The 22813-nt window shown below is 60.2% G+C and carries 16 protein-coding genes; 10 read left to right on the forward strand and 6 right to left on the reverse strand.

Annotation, left to right across the window (positions count from 1 at the left end):
- The first annotated feature begins 384 nt into the window (after positions 1 to 384).
- From PGW49_RS03365 to larD, 9 genes are all read left to right on the forward strand, one after another.
- On the forward strand, positions 385 to 3150 hold the full coding sequence (locus PGW49_RS03365) for a YhgE/Pip domain-containing protein (protein WP_270225520.1): 2766 nt from the start codon (positions 385 to 387) through the stop codon (positions 3148 to 3150).
- Positions 3151 to 5340: a YhgE/Pip domain-containing protein gene (locus tag PGW49_RS03370; protein ID WP_270225521.1), complete on the forward strand. Its 2190-nt coding sequence runs from the start codon at positions 3151 to 3153 to the stop codon at positions 5338 to 5340.
- Positions 5341 to 5540: 200 nt separating this feature from the next.
- Entirely contained in the window at positions 5541 to 6524 is a 984-nt protein-coding gene (locus PGW49_RS03375) for a DMT family transporter (RefSeq protein WP_117634248.1), read from the forward strand.
- 116 nt (positions 6525 to 6640) lie between these two features.
- Entirely contained in the window at positions 6641 to 7936 is a 1296-nt protein-coding gene (locus PGW49_RS03380; protein WP_270225522.1) for a M20 family metallopeptidase, read from the forward strand.
- 40 nt (positions 7937 to 7976) lie between these two features.
- Complete coding sequence (locus tag PGW49_RS03385; protein WP_270225523.1) at positions 7977 to 8234, forward strand: hypothetical protein; 258 nt, start codon at positions 7977 to 7979, stop codon at positions 8232 to 8234.
- A gap of 354 nt (positions 8235 to 8588) precedes the next feature.
- On the forward strand, positions 8589 to 9902 hold the full coding sequence (hisS, locus tag PGW49_RS03390) for a histidine--tRNA ligase (protein WP_117640032.1): 1314 nt from the start codon (positions 8589 to 8591) through the stop codon (positions 9900 to 9902).
- A gap of 257 nt (positions 9903 to 10159) precedes the next feature.
- A complete protein-coding gene (locus tag PGW49_RS03395) occupies positions 10160 to 12973 on the forward strand; it encodes a phosphoenolpyruvate carboxylase (protein WP_411161048.1) in 2814 nt (937 codons plus the stop codon).
- Positions 12974 to 13854: 881 nt separating this feature from the next.
- On the forward strand, positions 13855 to 15132 hold the full coding sequence (gene larA / locus PGW49_RS03400; RefSeq protein WP_022093875.1) for a nickel-dependent lactate racemase: 1278 nt from the start codon (positions 13855 to 13857) through the stop codon (positions 15130 to 15132).
- A gap of 49 nt (positions 15133 to 15181) precedes the next feature.
- Positions 15182 to 15913, forward strand: a complete 732-nt coding sequence (gene larD, locus PGW49_RS03405) for a D/L-lactic acid transporter LarD (protein WP_138114031.1) — start codon at positions 15182 to 15184, stop codon at positions 15911 to 15913.
- A 124-nt stretch (positions 15914 to 16037) separates the two neighbouring features.
- On the opposite strand, the gene PGW49_RS03410 is transcribed toward larD, so the two are convergent.
- The 6 genes from PGW49_RS03410 to serB all read right to left on the reverse strand — a co-directional run bounded on the left by PGW49_RS03410 (position 16038) and on the right by serB (position 20673).
- Positions 16038 to 16889: an IS3 family transposase gene (locus PGW49_RS03410; RefSeq protein ID WP_270225524.1), complete on the reverse strand. Its 852-nt coding sequence runs from the start codon at positions 16887 to 16889 to the stop codon at positions 16038 to 16040.
- A gap of 20 nt (positions 16890 to 16909) precedes the next feature.
- Positions 16910 to 17383 carry a helix-turn-helix domain-containing protein gene (locus PGW49_RS03415; RefSeq protein WP_270225525.1) on the reverse strand — a complete coding sequence of 158 codons (474 nt, stop codon included), beginning with the start codon at positions 17381 to 17383 and terminating at the stop codon, positions 16910 to 16912.
- 288 nt (positions 17384 to 17671) lie between these two features.
- Entirely contained in the window at positions 17672 to 18211 is a 540-nt protein-coding gene (locus tag PGW49_RS03420) for a TetR/AcrR family transcriptional regulator (RefSeq protein WP_138114034.1), read from the reverse strand.
- Positions 18212 to 18213: 2 nt separating this feature from the next.
- A complete protein-coding gene (gene larC, locus PGW49_RS03425; protein ID WP_270225526.1) occupies positions 18214 to 19131 on the reverse strand; it encodes a nickel pincer cofactor biosynthesis protein LarC in 918 nt (305 codons plus the stop codon).
- A gap of 10 nt (positions 19132 to 19141) precedes the next feature.
- Complete coding sequence (gene larB, locus PGW49_RS03430; RefSeq protein ID WP_138114039.1) at positions 19142 to 19924, reverse strand: nickel pincer cofactor biosynthesis protein LarB; 783 nt, start codon at positions 19922 to 19924, stop codon at positions 19142 to 19144.
- A 113-nt stretch (positions 19925 to 20037) separates the two neighbouring features.
- Positions 20038 to 20673, reverse strand: a complete 636-nt coding sequence (gene serB, locus PGW49_RS03435) for a phosphoserine phosphatase SerB (protein ID WP_260699187.1) — start codon at positions 20671 to 20673, stop codon at positions 20038 to 20040.
- 256 nt (positions 20674 to 20929) lie between these two features.
- On the opposite strand from serB, the gene aspS reads away from it, so the two are divergent.
- A complete protein-coding gene (gene aspS / locus PGW49_RS03440; protein ID WP_238022493.1) occupies positions 20930 to 22717 on the forward strand; it encodes an aspartate--tRNA ligase in 1788 nt (595 codons plus the stop codon).
- The last annotated feature ends 96 nt before the right edge of the window (positions 22718 to 22813 follow it).

Consider the following 22813-nt stretch of genomic DNA (forward strand, 5'->3'; position numbering starts at 1 on the left):
TGTACATGCGAACCTCCAGTCCGGACCGCCCCGCGGTCCAACTTTCTGTCCGCACCCCCAAGTGGGAGATTTTCCACTCTCGTTTCCTTTTGAATGATCCCTTGGGAATGATCCCTTGGGGACGTAGGAAAACGGATCACCGAGGGGGTCGGTCTGATCCGGTGATCCGTTTTCCTCCGTCCCCAAGGGATCATTTATTTGTGCGGGTTGTGGTTTTGTGACCTGCTGAAATTTATGATACTGTACATCTGTACGTTAACTCATCTTCGTAGTATATTGCTACCCGCAAAACTCAACACCATTGTGCTTTGAGACGTTAAAGCGCCTACTACAATGGTTGTCGATAGTACGATTCGATTTAACGACAGGATGGATGGTCCAAGCGTGAGTCTCGGCAGCAAACTATCCAATGCAAAGGTGTCCTTTGCGATATTTAAGCGCGACATTAAGCGACTGCTTGTGAACCCCGTCGCCCTGGTGGTTACCCTAGGCGTGTGCGTTATTCCCTCGCTGTATGCCTGGTATAACATCGTGGCAAACTGGGATCCGTATGGAAACACCCAAGGCATCAAGATTGCTATCGCCAACAACGATCGAGGCACCCAAAACGACTTGGTGGGTGAGCTCAACGCTGGCGACAAAGTGGTCGACCAGCTCAAGGAGAATCATCAGTTGGGCTGGACGTTCGTCGACTCGACGGCCGATGCCAAGGAGGGCGTCGAGAGCGGCGAGTACTATGCCGCTATCGTGATTCCCAAGAACTTTTCGGATAACCTGGTTTCGATGCTCGACGGCAACTACCATCAGCCCAAGCTCACGTACTACGTCAATGAGAAGAAGAGCGCCATTGCGCCCAAGGTTACCGATACCGGTGCAAACACCATCGAGGAGCAGATCAACTCGGAATTTGTCTCTACGGTAGGCAAGACTGTTGCCGGTATCGCCAAGGATGCCGGAGTCGATTTAAAGGACAAGGCAACCCAGACTCAGGATTCGTTGGCCGGTTCGGTATCAGAGGCTTCCGATACGTTGGGCGAAGTGCGTGATTCGATTGGCGACATGAATGCCGCCATCGATAAGACGAGTGGTTCCATTGCCTCGGCAGATGCGGCACTTGCCGGTCTGCAGGGTCAGGCGCCGTCGCTGACGCAGGCGATCTCCCAGGGCAATGACCTGCTGGGCGAGGCTCGCGCCACGGCGGGCAACTCTGTCGCCTCGCTCTCCAAGGCGCTCTCGGAAGGCAGCCTTGCGCTTACCAAGACGTCAGCCTCCGCAAACGCTGCGATTGGCAAGCTGACGGGCACGGTCGCATCTACGACTACCCGTATCGACAACTCGCTTGAGTCTCTCCAAGCGACGATCGACCACAATAAGGCCGTTATCGGGCACTTGGAAATTCTCGTCAATGACACGTCGACAGGTTCCAAGGAAATTGACGCGCGCATTGTATCGATCATCGATTTGCTCCGCGAGCAGAATGAAAAGCTTCAGAGCATCAAGGACGGTCTGTCTGCGCAGTCGAGCGCCATGGCGAATGACGCTGCGGCTGTCTCGGGTGCCAGCGACGCTATCAATAATGCAATTCAGACCGGTGCGACCAACCTTGGCCAGGCTCAGACGGACCTGGGTCAAAACGCGCTGCCGAAGGTCTCGAGCGCACTTGATTCGTTTGCCGCCGTCTCGGGTGATCTGACGGGAATCGTGTCTGGCCTCACGCCTACTATTGCAAGTGCGCGCGGTACACTTTCGCAACTCAACGCCACGCTCGGTCAGGCCAAGACCACGCTGTCCCAGACCGATGCCTCGCTTGCCAAGGTTCAGGACAAGCTCGCGACCGCCGCTAATGACATTGCGGCGCTGCAGACCTCTGAGTCTATGGGCGAGTTAGCCGACCTCATGGACGTCGATGTCAATGACGTCGCAGATTTTATGGCATCTCCGGTCGAGCTGACCTCAAAGTCAATTTACCCGGTCAAGAGCTTCGGCTCGGGCATTGCTCCTTTCTACACCAATCTGGCGCTGTGGGTGGGCGGCTATGTGCTCATCGCCATCTACAAGCTCGAGGTCGACCGCGAAGGCATCGGCAGCTTTACCGCGCGTCAGGGCTACTTTGGTCGCTGGCTGCTGATGGTGATCCTGGGCGCGTTCCAGGCCATTATCGTTACGGTGGGCGACCTGGTCATTGGCGTTCAGTGCGTCAACCCGCTGCTGTTCGTGCTGGGCGGCATCGCTATCTCGTTCACCTACGTCAACATCATCTATGCGCTGTCCACCACCTTTAAGCATATCGGTAAAGCCATTGGCGTCATCCTCGTCATTGTGCAGATCCCCGGCTCGTCGGGCATGTATCCCATCGAGATGATGCCCGGCTTCTTCCAATGGCTGCATCCGCTGCTGCCCTTCACCTATGGCATCAACCTGCTGCGCGAGACCGTCGGCGGCATGTACTCATTCAACTACCTGTTCAACCTGTGCATCCTGGGCGTGTTCCTGATCGTGGCGCTCTTTATCGGCCTGCAACTGCGTCCGCTGCTGCTCAACCTCAACCTGCTCTTCGATAAGCAGCTTTCCACGACGGGTCTGATGATCTGCGAGTCCAATGACCTGCCGCGCCAGCGCTACTCGCTGCGCACGGCCATGCGTGTCATGCTCGATTCCGATTCGTACCGTCGCGAACTGCTCGATCATGCGGTCGCCTTTGAACATCGCTACCCGTACTACATCAAGGGCGGTTTCGCCGCTGTAGTCGGCGTGCAGGTGCTGCTCTTCGTTCTGTCGACGGTTCTCGATATCGACAACAATGGCAAGATCATTCTGCTGGTCATCTGGATTATCTCGGTCATTGCCATCTGCGGCTGGCTCATCAACATCGAGTACATCCGCGCAAGCCTCAACACCCAGATGCGCATCTCGGCGCTTTCGGATGAGGACCTGCGCCGCGAGATGCGCGAGCACACGGCCGCCATTCCGGCCGCTCGTCACATGTTCGGCTTGAATGCGAGCGAGCGGGGGTCTGAACCCAAGACTCAGACTGTCAGCCAAGGTGGTCATCGCGACGCGTTCCATGTGCCCGAGAACGGGGATGACACGTTTGTGATGAATGAAAATAACGCCCCGCTCGGCAAGCACTCCAAAGGAGGTGAGGCATAAATGAAGAACATCCTGCATCTGTTTAAGCGCGATGTCCAAAACGTGTCTCGCTCCGTAATCGGCTTGGTTGTCGTGATGGGCCTCATTATCGTGCCGTGCCTGTACGCGTGGTTTAACATTGCCGGCAGCTGGGATCCGTACGGCAACACCGGCAATCTTAAGATCGCCGTGGTCAACACCGATGAGGGTTACGAGAGCGATCTGATCCCCGTTGAGGTCAACGTGGGCGAAAACGTGACGTCCGCGTTGCGTGGCAACGAGAACTTCGACTGGGTTGTGCTCAACGATCGAGAAAAGGCCATCGAGGGCGTCAAATCGGGCGCATACTATGCGGCTGTCGTTATCCCTAAGACGTTTAGTGCCGATATGATGACGCTTTTTTCGACCGACGTGAAGCACGCCGATATCGAGTTCTACGAGAACCAGAAGGCCAACGCCATCGCACAGATCGTGACCGAGAAGGGCTCGAGCGCCGTTCAGAGCCAGGTTAACGAAACCTTTACCGAAACCATTACGACTATCGGTCTTAAAACCGTGTCCAGTCTGCTCGACTACATGAGCACCGACCAAGTGAGCAACTTTATCGCCAACCTGTCCTCGACGCTCGGCGATTCGGTCCAGGACTTGCAGGACATTCAGGCCAGCGCAACGTCGCTTGCGGGCATTTTGAGCTCCACGTCCGATTCGCTGACGTCGGCGGGCGGTATGCTCAAGCAGACGGGCACCGTTGATGAGTCGACGAAGCAGCTGATGGAGCACGCCAAGAGCGGCATCAATGATTCCAAGGAAGCGCTCAAGGCCGCCAGTGATGCCGTTGACGCGGCGATTGACGGAAGCGCGGGCTCGTTCGACAACGTGTCCGCCGAGCTTGCGAAGGCATTCGATGCCGCGAATCAGCATGTTTACCTTACGGTGTCTCAGCTCAACGAAGCCGCAGCGGCGCTCAATACGCGTGCTGACGATATCGATGCGATGGCCGATCGGCTCCGCAACCTTGCCGACCAGATGAGCGATGACAAGCTCAAAGACGGCCTCAAGTCTGCTGCGACGTCGCTGGGCAGAATTGCCGTGGAGTACCGCAACAATGCGAAGGACCTGACGGCGACCGCAAAGTCCCTTTCGGACGGCATGGCGGAAGTCAACAACTCGCGTGCCGAGGTCGACCAGGCCATCGCTGATGCCAAGGCAGGTATCTCGGGTGCCAAGTCCGACTACGATTCTACGTTCTCGGTTAAGGCCAAGGAGCTCAAGAAGACCATTTCGGGCGTTCTGGATTCCCTGAACGGTATCTCGGGTGACTTGGATAGCGCCGTGAGCGGTCTGACCGACGCCTCTGGTTCGCTCGCGAAGGGTCTCTCCAAGGCTGCAAAGCTGGTCAACAAGGCTTCCGATCAGCTGGGCGAGGCGTCGAACAAGATCAGTGCCTTTAAGGACGAGCTTGATAGCGCTCTGATCTCGGGTGACCTGGCCATGATTAAGACAATGATTGGCAGCGACCCCGAGGGCCTTGCCGTGTCGCTTTCCGGCCCTGTTGCACTCGACCGTAAGCCGGTCTATCCAATCCGCAACTACGGTTCGGCCATGGCGCCGTTCTACACGATTCTGTCGCTGTGGGTGGGCTCGATCGTACTGGCGGCCATGATGAAAGTCTCGGTTGACGATGAGCTTATCAACGAGCTCATCCCCGTGCGTCTGCACGAGATCTACTTGGGTCGCTACCTGTTCTTTGGCGGTCTGGCTCTGCTGCAGGCAACGCTCGTGTGCGCGGGCGACATTCTGTTCTTTGGCATCCAGTGCGACGACCCCCTGCAGTTTGTGCTTGCCGGCTGGGTCGCGAGCCTCGTGTTCTCCAATATCGTCTACACGCTTACGGTATCGTTTGGAGATATCGGCAAGGCCCTCGCCGTCGTGCTGCTGGTCATGCAGGTCGGCGGTTCGGGCGGTACGTTCCCCATCGAGATGACCGGTCCCGTGTTCCAGGCGATCTACCCGTTCCTGCCGTTTACCCACGGCATCAACGCCATGCACGCCGCCATGGCCGGTGCCTACCATATGGAGTACTGGATTGAGCTGGGCATCTTGGCGAGCTACCTGATTCCGTCGTTGGCCCTGGGCGTCGTCTTCCGCCGCCCGGTCATCAAAGCCAACGACTGGATCATCGAAAAGCTTGAAAGCACGAAACTTATTTAGTGCAACAGCGTGAAATTGACGAAACATCGAGGTTCACTCTGCCGACGCTTTAGCGGGGTGAATTGCGTGGGTTGCTTGGTTGTTGTTACAGTAGCGGGGCGTGCCGGGGGTCCGGTGCGCCCTGATTTTATTTGACCATGAGGCGGCACGCAGCTATACGCGTGCGGACACCACGCCCAGATTGAGTGCGAGGATGTTCCATGGCCCAATACGCTGCCAACGAAATCGAAAACTTGCCCGATAGCCCTGTAGCCCGTGAGGATTTGGGCGCGGGCGGTATTCCCCGGGGCGCCGGCGCACGCTCTCCGCTGTTCTGGAAGGTTCTGCTCCTTTCGGTGGCGGTCATCTGGGGCTACTCCTTTACCACTATGAAGGACGCACTCGGCACCATTCCGGTGTTCGCGCTGCTCTATGTACGCTTTCTGCCCGCAGCGTTGGTCATGTTTGCCGTCTTCCACAAGCGCATCATCGCGCACCTCAACGCTCGCAACCTGATCGTTGGCCTGAGTATGGGCGTGCTCATGTGGGCGGCCTATGCGTTGCAGACGGTCGGTCTGGCACATACTACGGCGGGCAAGAATGCTTTTTTGACGGGCACGTATTGCATCCTCGTGCCGTTCGCGAGCTATTTCCTGAGCGGCGAAAAGCTCACGCGCTACAACTTGGGTGCCGCGCTGCTGTGCCTAGCGGGCATTGGCCTCGTCGCACTCGATAGCGTTGAATTCAACATTGGTGACGTCATTACGCTGGCGGGTGCGGCCTTTTTCGCCATCCAGATGGCGGTGACTGCCAAGTACGGTCGCAAAATGGACATCAACGTCATCACGTTTTGGATGTTTGTGGGCAACGGCGTGCTGAGCCTGGCAACGTCGCTGCTATTCGAGACCCAAGCGCCTCTGTCCGTGTGGACGCCGAGCTTTATCAGTGCGATGGCGTTTCTCTCGGTGGGCTGCACATGCGCGGCTCTGCTCATCCAAAACGTCGGCCTGGCGCATGTCCCGGCCTCGACGGGCTCGCTGCTCCTTTCGATGGAGTCGCCTTCGGGTGTGCTGTTCTCGGTGCTGCTGATGGGGGAGGCGCTCACCTCGCGCCTGCTCGCCGGCTTCGCGCTCATCTTCCTGTCGATTATCTTGAGCGAGACTCACTTCGATTTTTTGCGTCGAAAGCCGCGCCCGCAATTGTAAACAACTTGTTGCGCCGCCCTCCCGGGGCGGCATTTTATATGCCTCGCCCTTAAAGTAGTACCTTGCACTTTATGCTATCAAAGTGCTTGCTGCAAAAACGATACTGGAGGGCATCTATGGCACCAGCTTTGTCCGATCTTCAACCGCAATCAGCGCCCAAGGCCACCGCAGCGGCGCAGACCGCTATCGGTGACGGTCTTGTTGCAGAAGCTCAGGCTTTTGCAGACGAGCTCGCTGCGTGGCGACACGATCTACACCAGATGCCCGAGCTGGGTAATAGCCTCCCACAGACCTCTGCGTATATCCAAGCGCGCCTGACCGAGATGGACATCCCATTCGCCACGCTCGTCGATGGTTCCTGCGTTGTGGGCCTTGTCGGCGCCGGTGCCGCCGCGGCCCAGGGTAATGGCGTCTGCACGAATGAGCAGGCCGGTACGGTCATCATGCTCCGTGGCGACATGGACGCCCTGCCCGTTGCCGAGGAATCCGGCGAGTCCTTTGCATCCACCAACGGCTGCATGCATGCATGCGGACACGATATGCACGCGACGGCACTGCTTGGTGCGGCGCGCCTGCTCAAGGCCCGCGAGTCCGAGCTTGTCGACGCTAACGCCACGGTTAAGTTGCTGTTCCAGCCGGGCGAGGAAACCTTTGAGGGCGCCCGCGCCGCCATCGCCGACGGTCTGCTGCAGGACCCGCGTCCCCAGGTCGCCTTTGCCATGCATGTCAATAGCCAGTCGCCGCTTGGCCTGGTGCTCTATGGCAGCCCGGCGCTCTCGGGCGTGTACGGTTTCCGCATCACGCTGCAGGGCAAGGGCGGCCATGGCTCGAGCCCCGAAATCTGCATCGACCCCATCACGGCCGGCGTGCATGTGCACCTCGCGCTTCAGGAGCTTATCGCTCGCGAAGTGCCGGCGGCCAAGGAGGTCGCACTGACTGTTGGCAAGTTCGCCGGCGGTCAGGCCGCAAATGTCATCCCCGACACTTGTGTGCTTGAGGGAACGCTGCGTGGCTTCGACGTCGAGCTCATGGAGCACCTCAAGACCCGCATCGCCGAGGTCGTCAACGGCGTGGCCGCAACGTATCGCACGCCGGCGACTATTGAGACGCTCTCGGATGTTCCCCCGCTCGTACTCGATGACGACATGACTCAGGCGTCGCTTGGCTACGTGGGCGCGGTGCTGCCCAAGGCCGCCTTCCTGCCGCTGTTCCACGCCATGGCGAGCGAGGACTTCGCGTTGATTTCGAGCGAGATTCCGAGTGCGTACTTTACCGTGGGCGCTGCCGTGACTGATACGGACGAGCATTTTGCTCAGCATCATCCCAAGGCACGTTTTAGCGATGCCGAGCTTCCCCTTGGCGCCGCGGCTTATGCCGCCGTCGCTTTGGGCTACATCGCCGACCACCGGTAGCACCCAATCTTGCTACTCGTTTGTTTAAAAAAGGAACAGTATGTCCCAGCAACGTAAGTTCTTCCCCGGCTGGCTCGTGGTGGCCTCCGGCTTTGTGATCATGGCCACGTGCTACACCATTTTCGTTAACCGCATGAGCCTGTTTCAGCCGCTCATCGTCAGCGACCTCGGGATTACGCTTACGCAGTACAACATCTCCAATGCCATCTCCACCGTGGTGAGCGTAATCGGCTCACTTGTCATTGGCCATGTTGCCGATAAAGTAAGCGGCCGCGTTTTTGGGTTCCCCTCACTGTAATCGCCACCTCTGCCGTTCTTGCCGGCATGAGCTTTGTCGGTGAGCTATGGCAGGTCTACGTGCTTTTCTGTTCGCCCCGTTCTGCCTGTGACTGCCCTGGAAGCCGAATGGATGCTCGTACCATCATTCTGTTTCCAAGGCGGCCACGGGCCTACGAAATGATCCGTTTTCCTCCGTCCCCAAGGGGTCGCGTGATCCGAAGGGGACGGAGGAAAACGGATCACAAACAGCGGCGGCGCGTCTGGCCGAACGAGTCCCCATACCCTCGTTCGGTCAGGCGCGCCGCCGCGTTGCTGCTTTGTGCCGTATAATGTCCACTACCTATGACGCGATACAAAAGAAAGGTGTTTGCCCATGCAGGCACAGAAGGCGGAGGGAACCCGCGACCTTATCGGCGCCGAGATGCGCGCCTGGCAAAAGATGCAGCAGATTGCGGCCGGCGTGTTCGAGCCGTTTGGTTTTAAACCCATCGAGACGCCCGCGATCGAGCAGGTTGACGTGTTTGTCCACGGTATCGGCCAGTCGACCGACGTCGTGCGCAAGGAAATGTTCCGCGTGTTCAGCGGTGCCAACCTGGAGCGCGTCTTTACCGAGGGCACCGACACCAAACTCAAGCCCAAGCAGCGCCTGGCACTTCGCCCCGAGGGCACGGCCGGCGTGGTGCGCGCCGTCGTCGAGAACAATCTGGTGCCCCAGGGCTCCACGCCGTTTAAGGCTTACTACGCCGAGGCCATGTTCCGCGGCGAGCGTCCCCAGAAGGGCCGCCTGCGCCAGTTCCACCAGGTGGGCATCGAGTGGCTCGGCGCTCCCGATCCGGCGGCAGACGCCGAGTGCATCATCATGCTCATGGAGTTCTACAAGCGCCTGGGCTTCGATCTTTCCAAGCTTCGTCTGCTCATCAACTCGATGGGTGACGCCCAGTGCCGTCCGGCTTACCGCGAGCAGGTCAAGCAGTTCATCCTCGATCACGCAGACGAGATGTGTGACGAGTGCCGCGAGCGCGCCGAGCTCAACCCGCTGCGTGCCTTCGACTGCAAGAACGACCACTGCCGCGAGATCATGGCCGAGGCTCCGCTGATGGGTGACAACCTGTGCGATGAGTGCCGCGAGCACTACGAGCAGGTCAAGCGCTATCTGGATGCCGCCGGTATCGAGTATGTCGAGGATCCCACCTTGGTGCGCGGCCTGGACTACTACACCCGTACTGTCTTTGAGGTCGAGGCCCCTGGCGCCGGCGTCGGCTCCATCGGCGGCGGCGGCCGCTACGATGGCCTGGTCGAGCTCGAGGGTGGCAAGCCCACGGCGGGCGTCGGCTTTGCTGTCGGTTTTGAGCGCGCCCTGCTGGCCCTGCAGGCCTTTGGCAGCGATTTGGGTGCCGATGAGGCCCCGTGCGTCTATGTCGCCAACGCCGGCAAGGAGCTGCGTCAGAACGTCTTTGCCATTACGCAGGAGCTTCGCGCCGCAGGTATCGTGACCGAGGCCGACTATCAGGGTCGTTCGCTCAAGGCCCAGTTTAAGCAAGCCGATAAGGTAGGCGCCAAGCTCATCTTGGTCCTGGGTGGCGACGAGCTTGCCGCCGGCAAGGTCAAAGTGCGCGACATGCAGAGCCATGACGAGGTGCTCGCCGATCTGGACAACGTCGTCGAGGCGGTTCGCGAGCGCCTGTAGCGCATCTTTTTGAGCTTCGGGCCTGCTAACGTGCCCTGCTCATGGAGAGCGATTGTTACGGGGGTGTTTCGCTTTTATGCGGAATGCCCCCGTTTACGTATGCCGCCCACCGAGAAATACGACCATTTAGGGCAAAAACCTTTGCAATGCAGAAAATACTTTTGTGTGGTAAAGCGCAATCAGTGTCGAAAGTATTTCTCAAGCGCCTATAATGAATACCGCATGTTACGTGCATAGAAGGAGGAATGGGAGGAAACGTGGCTGAGAACCTAAGCAACCAGTCTGTACCCGAAGCCGCGGCGCGCGTCGCTGCCGTGGTCAACCGCCTCGTTAACCGAATCGGCTCGAATGCCGAGTCCAGGGAGCGTCTCGCCGAGATCGAGATCCCCGAGGAGCTGCGCGACAATCTGGCGCTGTTCTTGCGCCTGGAGCGCCGTGTGCTTAGCGAGTATGATCCCGAGATCGCGGACCTGTTCGACAAGATTTTGACAGCCGAGATTGTGGTCAATGCCGGCAACCCCGGTACCTGCGCTGCCGACGAAGCCGTCGACGAGCAGGGCGTGCCCACCGCCGACGAGCCCACTGCCGTGGCATTTCGTGAGGTCGTCGATTTGATCGACAGCCTGCCGCTCGATAAGCAGCAGGTCATCGTTCGCGCCTTTACGAGCTTTTTCCATCTGGCAAACCTGTCGGAGGAGAACTACCGTGTGGCGCAGCTGCGCGAGCGCGAGGCCGGTGCGTCGACCGATACCGAGGTCGATCCTGCCAACGAGCTTACCGTTGCCTATCACCAGCTGGTGAATGAGCTGGGTGTCGAGGGTGCCAACGAGCTGCTCGACAAGCTCGAGTTCCACCCTGTCTTTACCGCACATCCCACCGAGGCCCGTCGTAAGGCCGTCGAGGGCAAGATCCGCCGTATCTCCAACCTGCTGGAGGAGCGTCCGCGTCTGGGCGGCTCCGACCTGGTGGAGAACGAGCGCCATATGCTGCAGGAGATCGACGCCCTGGTGCGTACGAGTCCCATCGCGCTCAAGAAGCCCACGCCGGTCGAGGAAGCCGATACCATCATCGACATCTTCGATAACACGCTGTTCGACGTTATCCCCGTTATCTATCGTCGTTTTGACGATTGGGTGCTGGGCGACAAGGCCGGTACTGTGCCGCCGCTGTGCCCGGCGTTCTTCCATCCCGGCAGCTGGATCGGTTCCGACCGCGACGGTAACCCCAACGTCACCGCCAAGGTGAGCCGTGAGGTCGCCGCCAAGTACTTTACGCACATGGTGCTCAAGCTCGAGGACAAGTGCCGCCACATCGGCCGCAACCTCACGCTCGAGGCTACCTACAGCAAGCCGTCGGCCGAGCTCATTAACCTGTGGAACCATCAGGTCGAGATGAGCCCTCGTTACACGGCCCGCGCCGAGCTGATCTCCGAGCACGAGCCGCATCGCGCCGTCATGCTCGTCATGGCCGACCGCCTGAACGCCACCGTCCGTCGTATCACCGACACCATGTACCACAGCGCCGATGAGTTCCTGGAGGACCTGCGCGTCGTCCAGCGCTCGCTGGCCGCCTGCGGTGCCGTCCGTGCTGCCTACGGCCCGGTCCAGACCATCATCTGGCAGGTCGAGTCCTTCGGCTTCCATATGGTCGAGATGGAGTTCCGTCAGCACTCCGTGGTGCATGCCCGCGCCCTTAAGGATATCCACGAGAACGGTATCCATGGCGACCTGCAGCCCATGACGCGCGAGGTCATCGATACCTTCCGCGCTATCGGCTCCATCCAAAAGCGCTACGGCAAGAAGATGGCGCACCGCTACATCATCTCGTTTACCAAGAGCGCTCAGCATGTGGCCGACGTCTTTGAGCTGGCGCACCTGTCCTTTGCACACGAGGAGGATGTCCCCGAGCTCGACGTGATCCCGTTGTTCGAGCAGCTCGAGGACCTCGAGGGCTGCGTCGACGTGCTCGATCAGATGCTTACGCTGCCCGTGGTGCAAAAGCGCCTTGCCCAGACCAACCGCCGCATGGAGGTCATGCTGGGCTATTCCGACTCTTCCAAGGATGCCGGTCCTACCACGGCCATGCTCGCGCTGCACTCCGCGCAGGAGCGCATCGCCAAGTGGGCAGAGAAGAACGATATCGACCTGGTGCTCATGCACGGTCGCGGCGGTGCCGTGGGCCGTGGCGGCGGCCCGGCCAACAAGGCCGTGCTGGCGCAGCCCAAGGGTTCGGTCAACTGCTTCTTTAAGCTTACCGAGCAGGGCGAGGTCATCTTTGCCCGTTACGGTAACCGCACGCTGGCTCAGCGCCATGTTGAGTCCGTTGCTGCCGCAACGCTTTTGCAGTCGGCCCCGAGTGTCGAGAAGACCAACACCGAGACCACGCAGAAGTTCTGGGATATGGCCGAGAAGCTCAACACCGCAAGCCACGAGCGCTATCTGGACCTGCTGAACACCGAGGACTTTACGCCATGGTTCTCGACCGTGACGCCGCTGACCGAGGTCGGTCTGCTGCCGATCGGCTCGCGTCCCGCCAAGCGCGGCTTGGGTGCCAAGTCGCTCGACGACCTGCGTACCATCCCGTGGATCTTCAGCTGGAGCCAGGCGCGCATTAACCTGGCCGCTTGGTACGGTCTGGGCACCGCCTGCGAGCAGCTTGGCGATCTTGACCAGCTCAAGGCTGCCTACCAGGAGTGGCCGTTCTTCCGCACCTTTATCGACAACATCGAGATGTCAATCGCCAAGACCGACCAGCGCATCGCCAAGATGTATCTGCACCTGGGCGATCGCCAGGATCTGTCCGAGAAGGTCTTCACCGAGATGCAGCTCACGCGTAAGTGGGTCCTTGCCATCGTCGGTGATGAGTGGCCGCTGCAGCGTCGCCGCGTGCTCGGTTGCGCCGTCCGCGTGCGCAACCCCTACGTCGACGCCCTGTCCATCGCCCAGGTCCGCGCCCTTCGCGAGGTGCGTATGAACCAGGACGAGATGGCCGAGGAGAAGAAGGCCGAGTACATGAGCCTGATTCTTTCGACTGTGACCGGCGTCTCGGCAGGATTGCAGAACACGGGGTAATCGATAGCCCTGTGGCTCTCACCGGGGCCCGATGGGTTTCCCTCTGAATGCGTCCTCGCACTTGAAGCCCCCTTATCCTGCTCCTTCGGAGCTGCGGATAAGGGGGCTTCGTGCTGCGGAATGCATTCAGAGGGAAACCCATCGGGCCCCTTCGTCCTCGGTCTTCAGGGATTGGGGCTGAAGGGGATAATGGCGCGCTTCGCGCTTAATGTGGAGTGCGGCGAGGGCTTCTTGCGTCCTGCGGAGTGTGCCTAAAAGTAAACTAATGGCGGGCCCTGCGATGTCCGGTCTTCGGCGGATCAGCCGCTGGGTGAGGGTGGTGCTTGGGGCGACGTGCAAAAAACGGAGTTTTCAGCAGACAAAGATTGATGCATAAGGCCATAGCCGGCTTTCGCTGCCTTTGTTGATGCTTTTGCACGACGATTGGGCTTTGGCGACGATCATATATGGCTGGTTTCTCGCCGCATGCTATCCAGATGGGTCGAGTCATGAGGACTATCTACCTTTTGAAAGATTTTTGGCACCAAAATCTTATCCCGCGATGCTGAATACTCGCAAAAATGCACGCTCCGGAGGGTACTACCCAGTTATGGCCAGAAATCCATGCGCCATCTTATGCAATTAATTAACGAATTTATGCAAAATGGCTTACGTGCGTACGTCTCGGACTAGATGTTTGCCTCGGCGCTGCGTAAATCATCCTGTCTATAGTGTCTTTGACAGGCGGCTGCGGTCCCGTTTGGGATCGTGGCCGTTTTGTTGTGGGTCAAATATGAACGTTGTGTTAATGAGTCGGTGGACGGTGGTGTTTTTCGGTGAGCGGCGTATCCTTCCAACGGTTTATCTAGTGTGTCAGTTGAAAAGGAAGAGGGCGCTCGTCATTGTTTGAATGTGAACTGCCGTTTGACCACAAGACGTTGCATCTGGAGCTCGAGGATAAGAACTTCGCGGGTGTGATGGAAGGTCATCAAAACGAGTTTAAGACCACGAAATCGCAGGAAGAGCTGGTAGAGGAGTCGCTTGCCAACCCTTATGGCTCGCCGTCGCTCGAGGAGCTTTGTGCTGGCAAGAAGGATATTGTCATTATTAGCTCCGATCATACGCGTCCCGTTCCCTCGCGTGTGACGATGCCTATTCTGCTGCATCACATCCATTCCGCTGCGCCCGAGGCTCGCGTGCGCATTTTGGTTGCTACGGGTATGCATCGTCCGTCGACGCATGAGGAACTCGTCAACAAGTACGGCGAGGAGATCGTTGCCAACGAGGAAATCGTTATGCACGTCGCGACTGACGACAGCATGATGAAAAAGATCGGCACCCTGCCTTCTGGTGGCGAGTGCATCATCAACAAGATTGCCGCCGATTGCGATCTGCTGCTTGCCGAGGGCTTTATTGAGCCGCACTTCTTTGCCGGTTTCTCTGGTAGCCGCAAGTCCGTCTTGCCTGGCATCGCCAGCTACAAGACCATCATGTACAACCACAACGGTCAGTTTGTGAACGATTCCCATTCGCGTGCCGGCAACCTGTGCCACAACCACGTGAGCGAGGACATGTTTGCCGCTGCCGAGATGGCTCACCTTGCCTTTGTGCTCAACGTGGTGCTCAACGGCAAGCATGAGGTTATCGGCTCCTTTGCAGGCGACATCCATAAGGCACACGAGGCTGGCTGCGAGTTCGTGAAGAGCCTTGCCGGCGTTGAGCCCGTCGAGTGCGAGATCGCCATCACCACCAACGGCGGCTACCCGCTCGACCAGAACATCTATCAGGCCGTGAAGGGCATGTGCTCTGCCGAGGCCACGCTTCCCGAGGGCGGCGTGATCATCGACGTCGCCGGTTGTGCCGACGGCCACGGTGGCGAGGGCTTCTATCACAACATCGCCGACAACGATCCGGCGGAGTTTGAGCGTGCCTGCATCGACCGTCCTAAGGACGAGACCCTGCCCGACCAGTGGACGAGCCAGATCTTTGCCCGCATCCTGGCGCATCACCCTGTGATCATGGTCACCGACCTGTGCGATCACCAGATGATCAAGGATATGCACATGACGCCGGTCAACACCCTCGATGAGGCGCTCAAGCTCGCCTTTGAGATGAAGGGTGCCGATGCCAAGGTGGCCGTCATTCCCGATGGCCTGGGCGTTGTCGTCGCTCAGCACTAGTACGCGGCCTAAACGAATCGTTTATAACCGACAAGAAAGATAAGGTTTTATGCTTACCAAACTCCTCTGCGAATTCGGCGCAACGGCCCTCATGATCATCTTTGGCGTGGGCGTGCACTGCGATACCGTGCTCAAGGGCACCAAGTATCAGGGCTCCGGTCACATGTTTGCCATCACCACCTGGTCTTTTGGCATCTCGGTCTGCCTGTTTGTCTTTGGCGGCGCCGTGTGCATGAACCCCGCCATGGTGCTTGCCCAGTGCATCGTAGGCCTGGTGCCGTGGAGCAGCTGCATCCCCTTCATGATTGCCGATATGCTCGGCGGCTTTGCGGGTGCCGTGATCGCGTGGTTGATGTATGCCGATGAGTTCAAGGCTTCCGAGGGCGTCGTCGACCCTATTGCCCAGCGCAACATCTTCTCGACCAACCCTACTACCGAGGGCACGAACTATGCTCGCAACTTCTTCTGCGAGGCCATCTGCACCTTTGTGTTCATCAGCGCCATCCTTGCTGCCGCTAGCCGCGCCGGCGAGAACGTTTTGATGCTCGCCATCTGCGTCGGTCTGATCGTTTGGGCTGTTGGCATGGGCATGGGCGGCATCACCGGCTTCGCCATGAACCAGGCTCGTGACCTTGGTCCTCGCATGGCCTATCAGGTGCTGCCGATTAAGAACAAGGCTGACAACAACTGGAAGTACGGCCTGCTCGTTCCTGGCATCGCACCGTTTATCGGTGCCGCTCTGGCCGCGCTGTTTGTGCACGGTTTCTTGGGCATGTTCTAGTCTGAGGCTACATAGTTGTCCGCTGGCCGCATGGGGTAACTTCCCAGCGCGTCCTCGGACATGAAAGAACCCCCGCTGCGCACTTCTGAACTGCACCCCAAAACTTGGACGGCTTAAATAAAAGCTACGCCGCAAGGGACTGGCTCCGGAACTCCTCCGGGGTCAGTCCCTTCAGTTTAACCTGGCGCCTCCTCGTGTTCCAATGGACCACGAAGTCGTCGAGGTCCGCCTTGAAGGACTCGAAGTCCGGCCACGTCCTTCCGCGGAAGAACTCGTCCTTGATGTGGCCGAACACCTGCTCCGTCGCGCCGTTGTCGATGCAGTTGCCCTTCCGGGACATGCTCTGCACCACGCCGGCCTCCTCCAGCCGCCTGCACCAACCGGCCTGCTGGTACTGCCAGCCCATGTCCGAGTGCAGGATCGGCCTGGAGCCCTTGGGCTTCTTGGACACGAGCTGGTCGAGCAGCTCGTGCTGCTGAGCCATGTTGGGGTGCAGCGACGTGGACCAGGCGACGATCTCCTTGCTGCCGAAGTCGTAGACCGGCGCGAAGTAGGCCTTGCCCCAGGGCTGCTTGAACTCGGTGACGTCGGTGCCCATCTTTTCCCACGGCCCGTCGGCGGCGAAGTCGCGCCCGATGACGTTCTCGAAGGTCTTTCCGACCTTGCCCCTGTACGAGTTGTACCTGTGGTAGTCGGTCTCGCGGCGGATCCCGCAGCTGATGCCCATCTCGCGCATCATCTTCAGCACGGTCTTGTAGGCTATGCGCACGCCCTGCTCGGCGCGCAGGCACATGGCGATCTGCCTGTGGCCGCACCCGTTGGCGGTGCGCGAGAATATCTCGGCGGCGGCCTCCCAGAGCTCGGGCCTGGTGGGAGCCTTCGGGTGCGACAGCGCGTAGTAGTAGCTCGACCTCGCCAGGCCGGCGCACTCCAGCAGGCGCCCCAGCCCGTACCCCTCTTCGCGCAGGGCGCCCACGGCCTCGACCTTCGCCCTGGTCAGAGTCCGTCCCTCTCGACCAGGGCACGCAATTTTTTTAGGTAGGCCACCTCGGTCTCGAGCCTTCGGCGGCGCTCCTCGAGCTCCTGCTCGCGCGTGCGCGGCCTCGCCTTGGAACCGCTCGGCCGGCCCTTGGGCTTGGGCCTGAGCGCCTCGGCGCCGCCCTCGCGGTAGAGCGCGCACCATCTCTTGAGCGGCGCCAGGGACATGACGCCGAACGCCTCCATGGCGTCCCGCTTGCTCATGCCGCCGTCGACCACGGCCGAGGCGGCGGCGACCTTCTGCTCATATGTGTACCTGGCCTGCTTGCCGTCCATGGATAGCAGCACCTCGCTTCCGAACGACCGGTATACGTAGAGCCATTGTCTCACGGTGTCGCGCGGGACCGACAGCGCCTTCGCCGCCGACTCGGAGCCGTGGCCTCGCTCGAAGAGCTCGATCGCCGCCTTCTTGGCCTCGATGTCGTGCTTCACCCTCAAGTCGACACGCATAAAAAGCCTCCCATTTCTCATGCCCAAGAAATGGGAGGCAGTTCATTCGTGCGGCGGGGGTTCTTTCGTCCTGCGGAATGCGCTGGGAAGTTACCCCATGCGGCCAGCTGCGGGATCTTGGCCGCGTTGGAACAAGCAGCCCAACATATAAATCTGAATTTGGATTTGGATGGGAGGGGCTTGTTGCTGTTGGGGGCGGTGAAGCGCGAGTGACACTTTGGGATGCGTGGCGCCCTGGGTTGGGGCGATGCTTTGGGATGATGTTCTTACTTAGTTGAAGAGGGGTTTTATGGCCGATAAGTAGTCTTTGGCTACGTCGGCTTTGTCTACTTGAAAGTTGTGCCAGGCCCACCATTGGATGGTGGCTACGAAGCTTGAGGCTATGTGGTGTAGTAGGAAGCTGCGGTCCATGGTGCCGGCGGGGCCTGCGGGGTCGGCGGGGACGGTTTCGGCTGCGCGTGACATGATGGTCTTGCGGAGACAGTCGGCGAAGACGCGGGAGCCGGCGCCGGCTACGAGGGCTCGAACGCCCTGACGGCGTTCCCAGAGGTTGTTGAGGATATGCTCGACCTGCACGAGTGGGTCGTCGAGCGGTGTGCCATCGTCGTCGAGGGCGTGGGTGCAGATGTCGCTCACGAGCTCGGACAGTAGGTCGTCTTTGCTCTTAAAGAGGCCGTAGAATGTCGCGCGGCCTACGTGAGCGCGCGCGATGATGTCGCCGACGGTAATCTTGCCGTAGTCCTCTTCGCGTAGCAGCTCGGAGAACGCCGCGACGATGGCAGCGCGGCTTTTTTCTTTGCGGGCATCCATGGCTATGCATCCACGTGAACGAGCAGACAACGGAGCGTGCCGGAGCAGCCCTCGTAGGGGCGCTTGCCGGCGCCGTAGCCGACGGCTTCGATGTGGTAGCGGGCTGGCAGGTGCTCGGTCGTACGCAGTGCGGCGACGATGGCGGCGCCCGTGGGCGTCACGAGCTCGCCGGCGACCGGTGCAGGCGTGAGGGCGATATTGCCCGCCTGGCACAGGTTGACGACAGCGGGGACGGGAATGGGCATGAGGCCGTGGGCGCAGCGGATGGTTCCGTGGCCCTCGGAGAGCGACTCGACGACAATATCCTCGATACCAAGGTCATCGAGGCAGATGGCGACCGAGCAGACGTCGACGATGGAGTCGACGGCGCCTACCTCGTGAAACAGGACGGTCTCGGGCGTTTTGCCGTGAGCCTTGGCCTCGGCGGCAGCGAGTGCGGTAAAGATGGCGAGAGCGCGACGCTTGGCGCCATCGCTTAGCTGCGAGCCATCGATGATGGCGGTGACGTCCGCCAAAGAACGATGGTGATGGTGGTGGGCGTGATGATGGCCCTCGTGGCCATGGCCGTGGGCCTCATGGTCATGCTCGTGTGTGTGTTCGTGTTCGTGCTCGTCGTGGTCATGATGGTGGTGCTCATGTTCGTGCGTGTGCTCGGCAGTTGCTTCGTTGCCGTAGAGCCAGGCCATATCGTGATCGTGGTTCTCGAGCTCCTCTGCAAGCTGGATGTCGAAATCGCAGGCGTCGATGCCATGCTTGTTTGCACGCGTGACGGCGATCGTAAAGCCGTCGACCGGCAGTGTGGCGAGCTGTTCGCGCAGGTGCTCCTCGCTGGCGCCCAGGTCGAGCAGGGCCGCGACGGTCATGTCGCCGCTGATGCCCGAGGTGCCGTCGATGATAAGCGTGTGCTGATGGTTGGACATGGAATGCTCCTTAACGGGCGTGGGGCGTGCCGGCGCTCAGATGATTGATAAGACTTGCCTGGTAGGCGGCACCAAAGCCGTTGTCGATATTGACGACCGATACGCCGCTGGCACAGGAGTTGAGCATGGCGAGCAGTGCGGCTACGCCACCAAAACTTGCGCCGTAGCCCACGCTGGTGGGAACGGCGATGACCGGACAGCTCACCAGGCCGCCGACAACGCTCGCCAACGCGCCCTCCATGCCGGCGATGGCGATGACCACCTGCGCCTGTGCAAGTTCCTCGGCATGCGCGAGCAGGCGGTGCAGGCCGGCAACACCCACGTCGTAGAGGCGGTCGACCTCGTTGCCATAGAATTCGGCCGTCAACGCGGCTTCCTCGGCGACGGGCAAGTCGCTCGTGCCGGCGCAGGCGACGACGATGCGTCCGTTGCCAGTAGGGGAGGGCTTGCCGCCCACGAGGGCGAGCTGTGCGTTCGGGATATACCCCAGGTCGATGCCGTTGCCGAGGAGCTCCGAGGTGCGGGCTGCTTTTTCGCTGTCCAGGCGCGTGACCAGGATGCGCTCCTGACCGGCATCGCGCAGCGCTTCGATAATGGCGGCAATCTGCTCGGCGGTTTTACCGGCACCGTAGACAACCTCGCCGGCTCCCTGGCGCACCCCGCGCGAAAGATCGAGCTGCGCAAAACCCAGATCGGCGGTCGGCGCCGTCTGGATGCGTGTGAGGGCGACTGCCGGGGCGACTGCTCCGTCGGCAACATCGCTCAGCAACTGCTCAAGATCTCGCTTATCCATATATGTTCCCTTCGACGGCGCAAAGTCTAGCACTCAAAGGTATGTTTCCGAACACTAAAACAAAATTGTTCGGAAACTATAGGACAGACTGATTCAATTGTTAGACGGATCGACTAGTCGCGCAGGATGATGTCCATGGCGAGCATCAGGTTGCGCTCGTCGATGGCAAACGGGGCGGCTTCGCGCGTCTTGGGCTTGGCACAAAACGCGATGCCCGTGCCCGCGGCCTGAATCATAGGGATATCGTTTGCCCCGTCGCCGATCGCGACGGTGTGGGCCATATCGACACCGCACTCGACTGCCCAATCCAGCAGCCGGATGAGCTTGGATTCCTTGGTCACGATGTCTGCCGCCAGCTTACCGGTGAGCTTGCCGTCCACGACCTCTAGGCGGTTAGCCAGGCAAAAATCGATGCCCGCGGCGGCCACGATCTTGTCGGCGACCTCGTGGAAGCCGCCGCTTACCACGCCGACCTTCCAGCCCTTGCTGTGCGCCGAGCGCACAAGCTCCAGCGCGCCAGGAGTAAACGTCACGCGCTCAAAGGTACGCTCGAACACACTCTCGTCCAAGCCGGCAAGCAGCCCAACGCGCTCCTCGAGCGCCTGCTTAAAGTCCAGTTCGCCGCGCATGGCGCGCTCAGTGATCTTCGCCACTTGCTCGCCTACGCCGGCTTCCTCGCCCAACAGGTCGATGACTTCCTGGTTGATGAGCGTGGAGTCGATATCCATAACGATGAGGCGTGCAGTCATGGCGGGCCTTTCCGAGTGCAGTTGTATTGGGGCACATTGTCGCACGTGACGCGTACGGGCGGGTGCCGCAGTGCGTCAATTGTTTCGTCTCCGTCAAGTCTTTGGGCAGGAGCTACTTTTTCGCGGTACATCGGCACAGGTGCGATAAGATAGAACGCCATGTCTGGCTGCGCGGTTTACGCAGGCTGGGCAAATCTGTACGACGCCGCCCGGAACGACACGGGGCGGCACAGATCCATAAAGGAGGATCACTGGTATGAGCCAGACCCGTCCCATCGACGAGCATTCCATGCACACCCGTACCTGCGGCGAGCTTCGCCGCGAGAACGTGGGCGAAGAGGTCACCCTCACCGGTTGGGTGAGCCGTCGCCGCGATCACGGCGGCCTTATTTTCTGCGACCTTCGCGACCGCGAGGGCATCACGCAGCTCACCTTCGACCCCGAGCACTCCGACGGCGACGCCTTTAAGATTGCCGAGACCATGCGTCCCGAGTGGCCTATCAAGATCCACGGCGTCGTGCGCTCCCGTGGCGAGGAGACCACCAACGCCAAGCTCGCGACCGGCGAGATCGAGGTCCTGACCGACCACGCCGAGGTGCTCAACACTTCCGTCACCCCGCCGTTCCAGATCGAGGACGGCATCGAGACCAGCGAGGACACCCGTCTGCGCTATCGCTATCTGGACCTCCGTCGTCCCGAGATGATGGCAAACCTCAAGCTGCGCTCCGACTTTACCTTTGCCATTCGCGAGGCGCTGCACAACCGCGAGTTTATGGAGGTCGAGACGCCCTCCCTGTTCAAGTCCACGCCCGAGGGCGCCCGCGACTTCATCGTCCCCAGCCGCATCCAGCCGGGCAACTTCTACGCTCTGCCGCAGTCCCCGCAGCTTCTGAAGCAGCTGCTCATGGTCGGTGGCGTCGAGCGCTACTACCAGGTTGCCAAGTGCTTCCGCGACGAGGACCTGCGTGCCGACCGTCAGCCAGAGTTCACCCAGGTCGATATCGAGATGTCTTTCGTGGACCAGAACGATGTCATGAGCGCGCTCGAAGAGGTTCTTGCCGATGCCTTCGGCCGCATGGGTGTCGAGATGCCCACGCCGCTGCGTCGCATGAACTACTGGGATGCCATGGACACCTATGGCTCCGACAAGCCCGATACCCGCTATGGCATGCACCTGGTCGACCTGACCGACATCTTTGCCAACTCCAAGTTCAAGGTCTTTGCGACTGCCGCAAACGAGGAGGGCTCTGTCGTCAAGGCCATCAACGCCAAGGGCGCCGGTGCCTGGGCACGTGCCAAGATCGATAAGCTCGCCGGCGTGGCTTCCACGTTTGGCGCCAAGGGCCTGGCATGGATCGCCTTCCGCGAGGATGGCTCCATCAACAGCCCCATCGTCAAGTTCTTCTCGGACGAGGAGATGGCGGCTCTGCGCGAGCGCATGGACGTCGAGCCCGGCGACCTTGTGATGTTCGCCGCCGGCCCGCGCCTGCTCTCTGACGAGATCCTGGGCGGCATGCGTTCGCACATGGCCAACGCGCTCGAGATCAAGCGCGAGGGTCACGACTTCCTGTGGGTCGTCAACTTCCCGCTGTTCCATTGGGACGAGGATCGCAAGGCCTATGCTGCCGAGCACCAGCCCTTTACCCTGCCGACCGAGACCGACATCGCCAAGATCGAGGCCGATCCCCTGGCAGCCGGTTCGTGCACCTACGACTTTGTCATGGACGGCTTTGAGGCCGGCGGTGGCGGTATGCGTATCCACAACGCCGAGATGCAGATGTCCATGCTCAAGCTCCTGGGCTTTACCGAGGAGCGCGCCGAGTCTCAGTTTGGCTTCCTCATGGAGGCCCTCAAGTTTGGTGCGCCCCCGATGGGCGGTTTCGCTCTGGGCCTGGACCGCGTGTGCATGCTGCTTACCGGTTCCGACTCCATCCGCGACGTCATGGCGTTCCCCAAGACGGCCAGCGGCTCCGACCTCATGTCGGGCGCCCCGAGTGCCGTTAGCGGCGCCCAGCTCAAGGACGTCAGCCTGCGCCTGATGTAGGCGAGCGGCTACATATTGCCCGCAACGAGGGAAGGACGTGCGCCTTCCCTCGTTTTTTTATACACCGAGATTGTGAGGGCATGGGATGACCGGGCG

This window comes from Collinsella aerofaciens (assembly GCF_027679495.1).
In the GTDB taxonomy this organism is placed as follows: domain Bacteria; phylum Actinomycetota; class Coriobacteriia; order Coriobacteriales; family Coriobacteriaceae; genus Collinsella; species Collinsella aerofaciens_AK.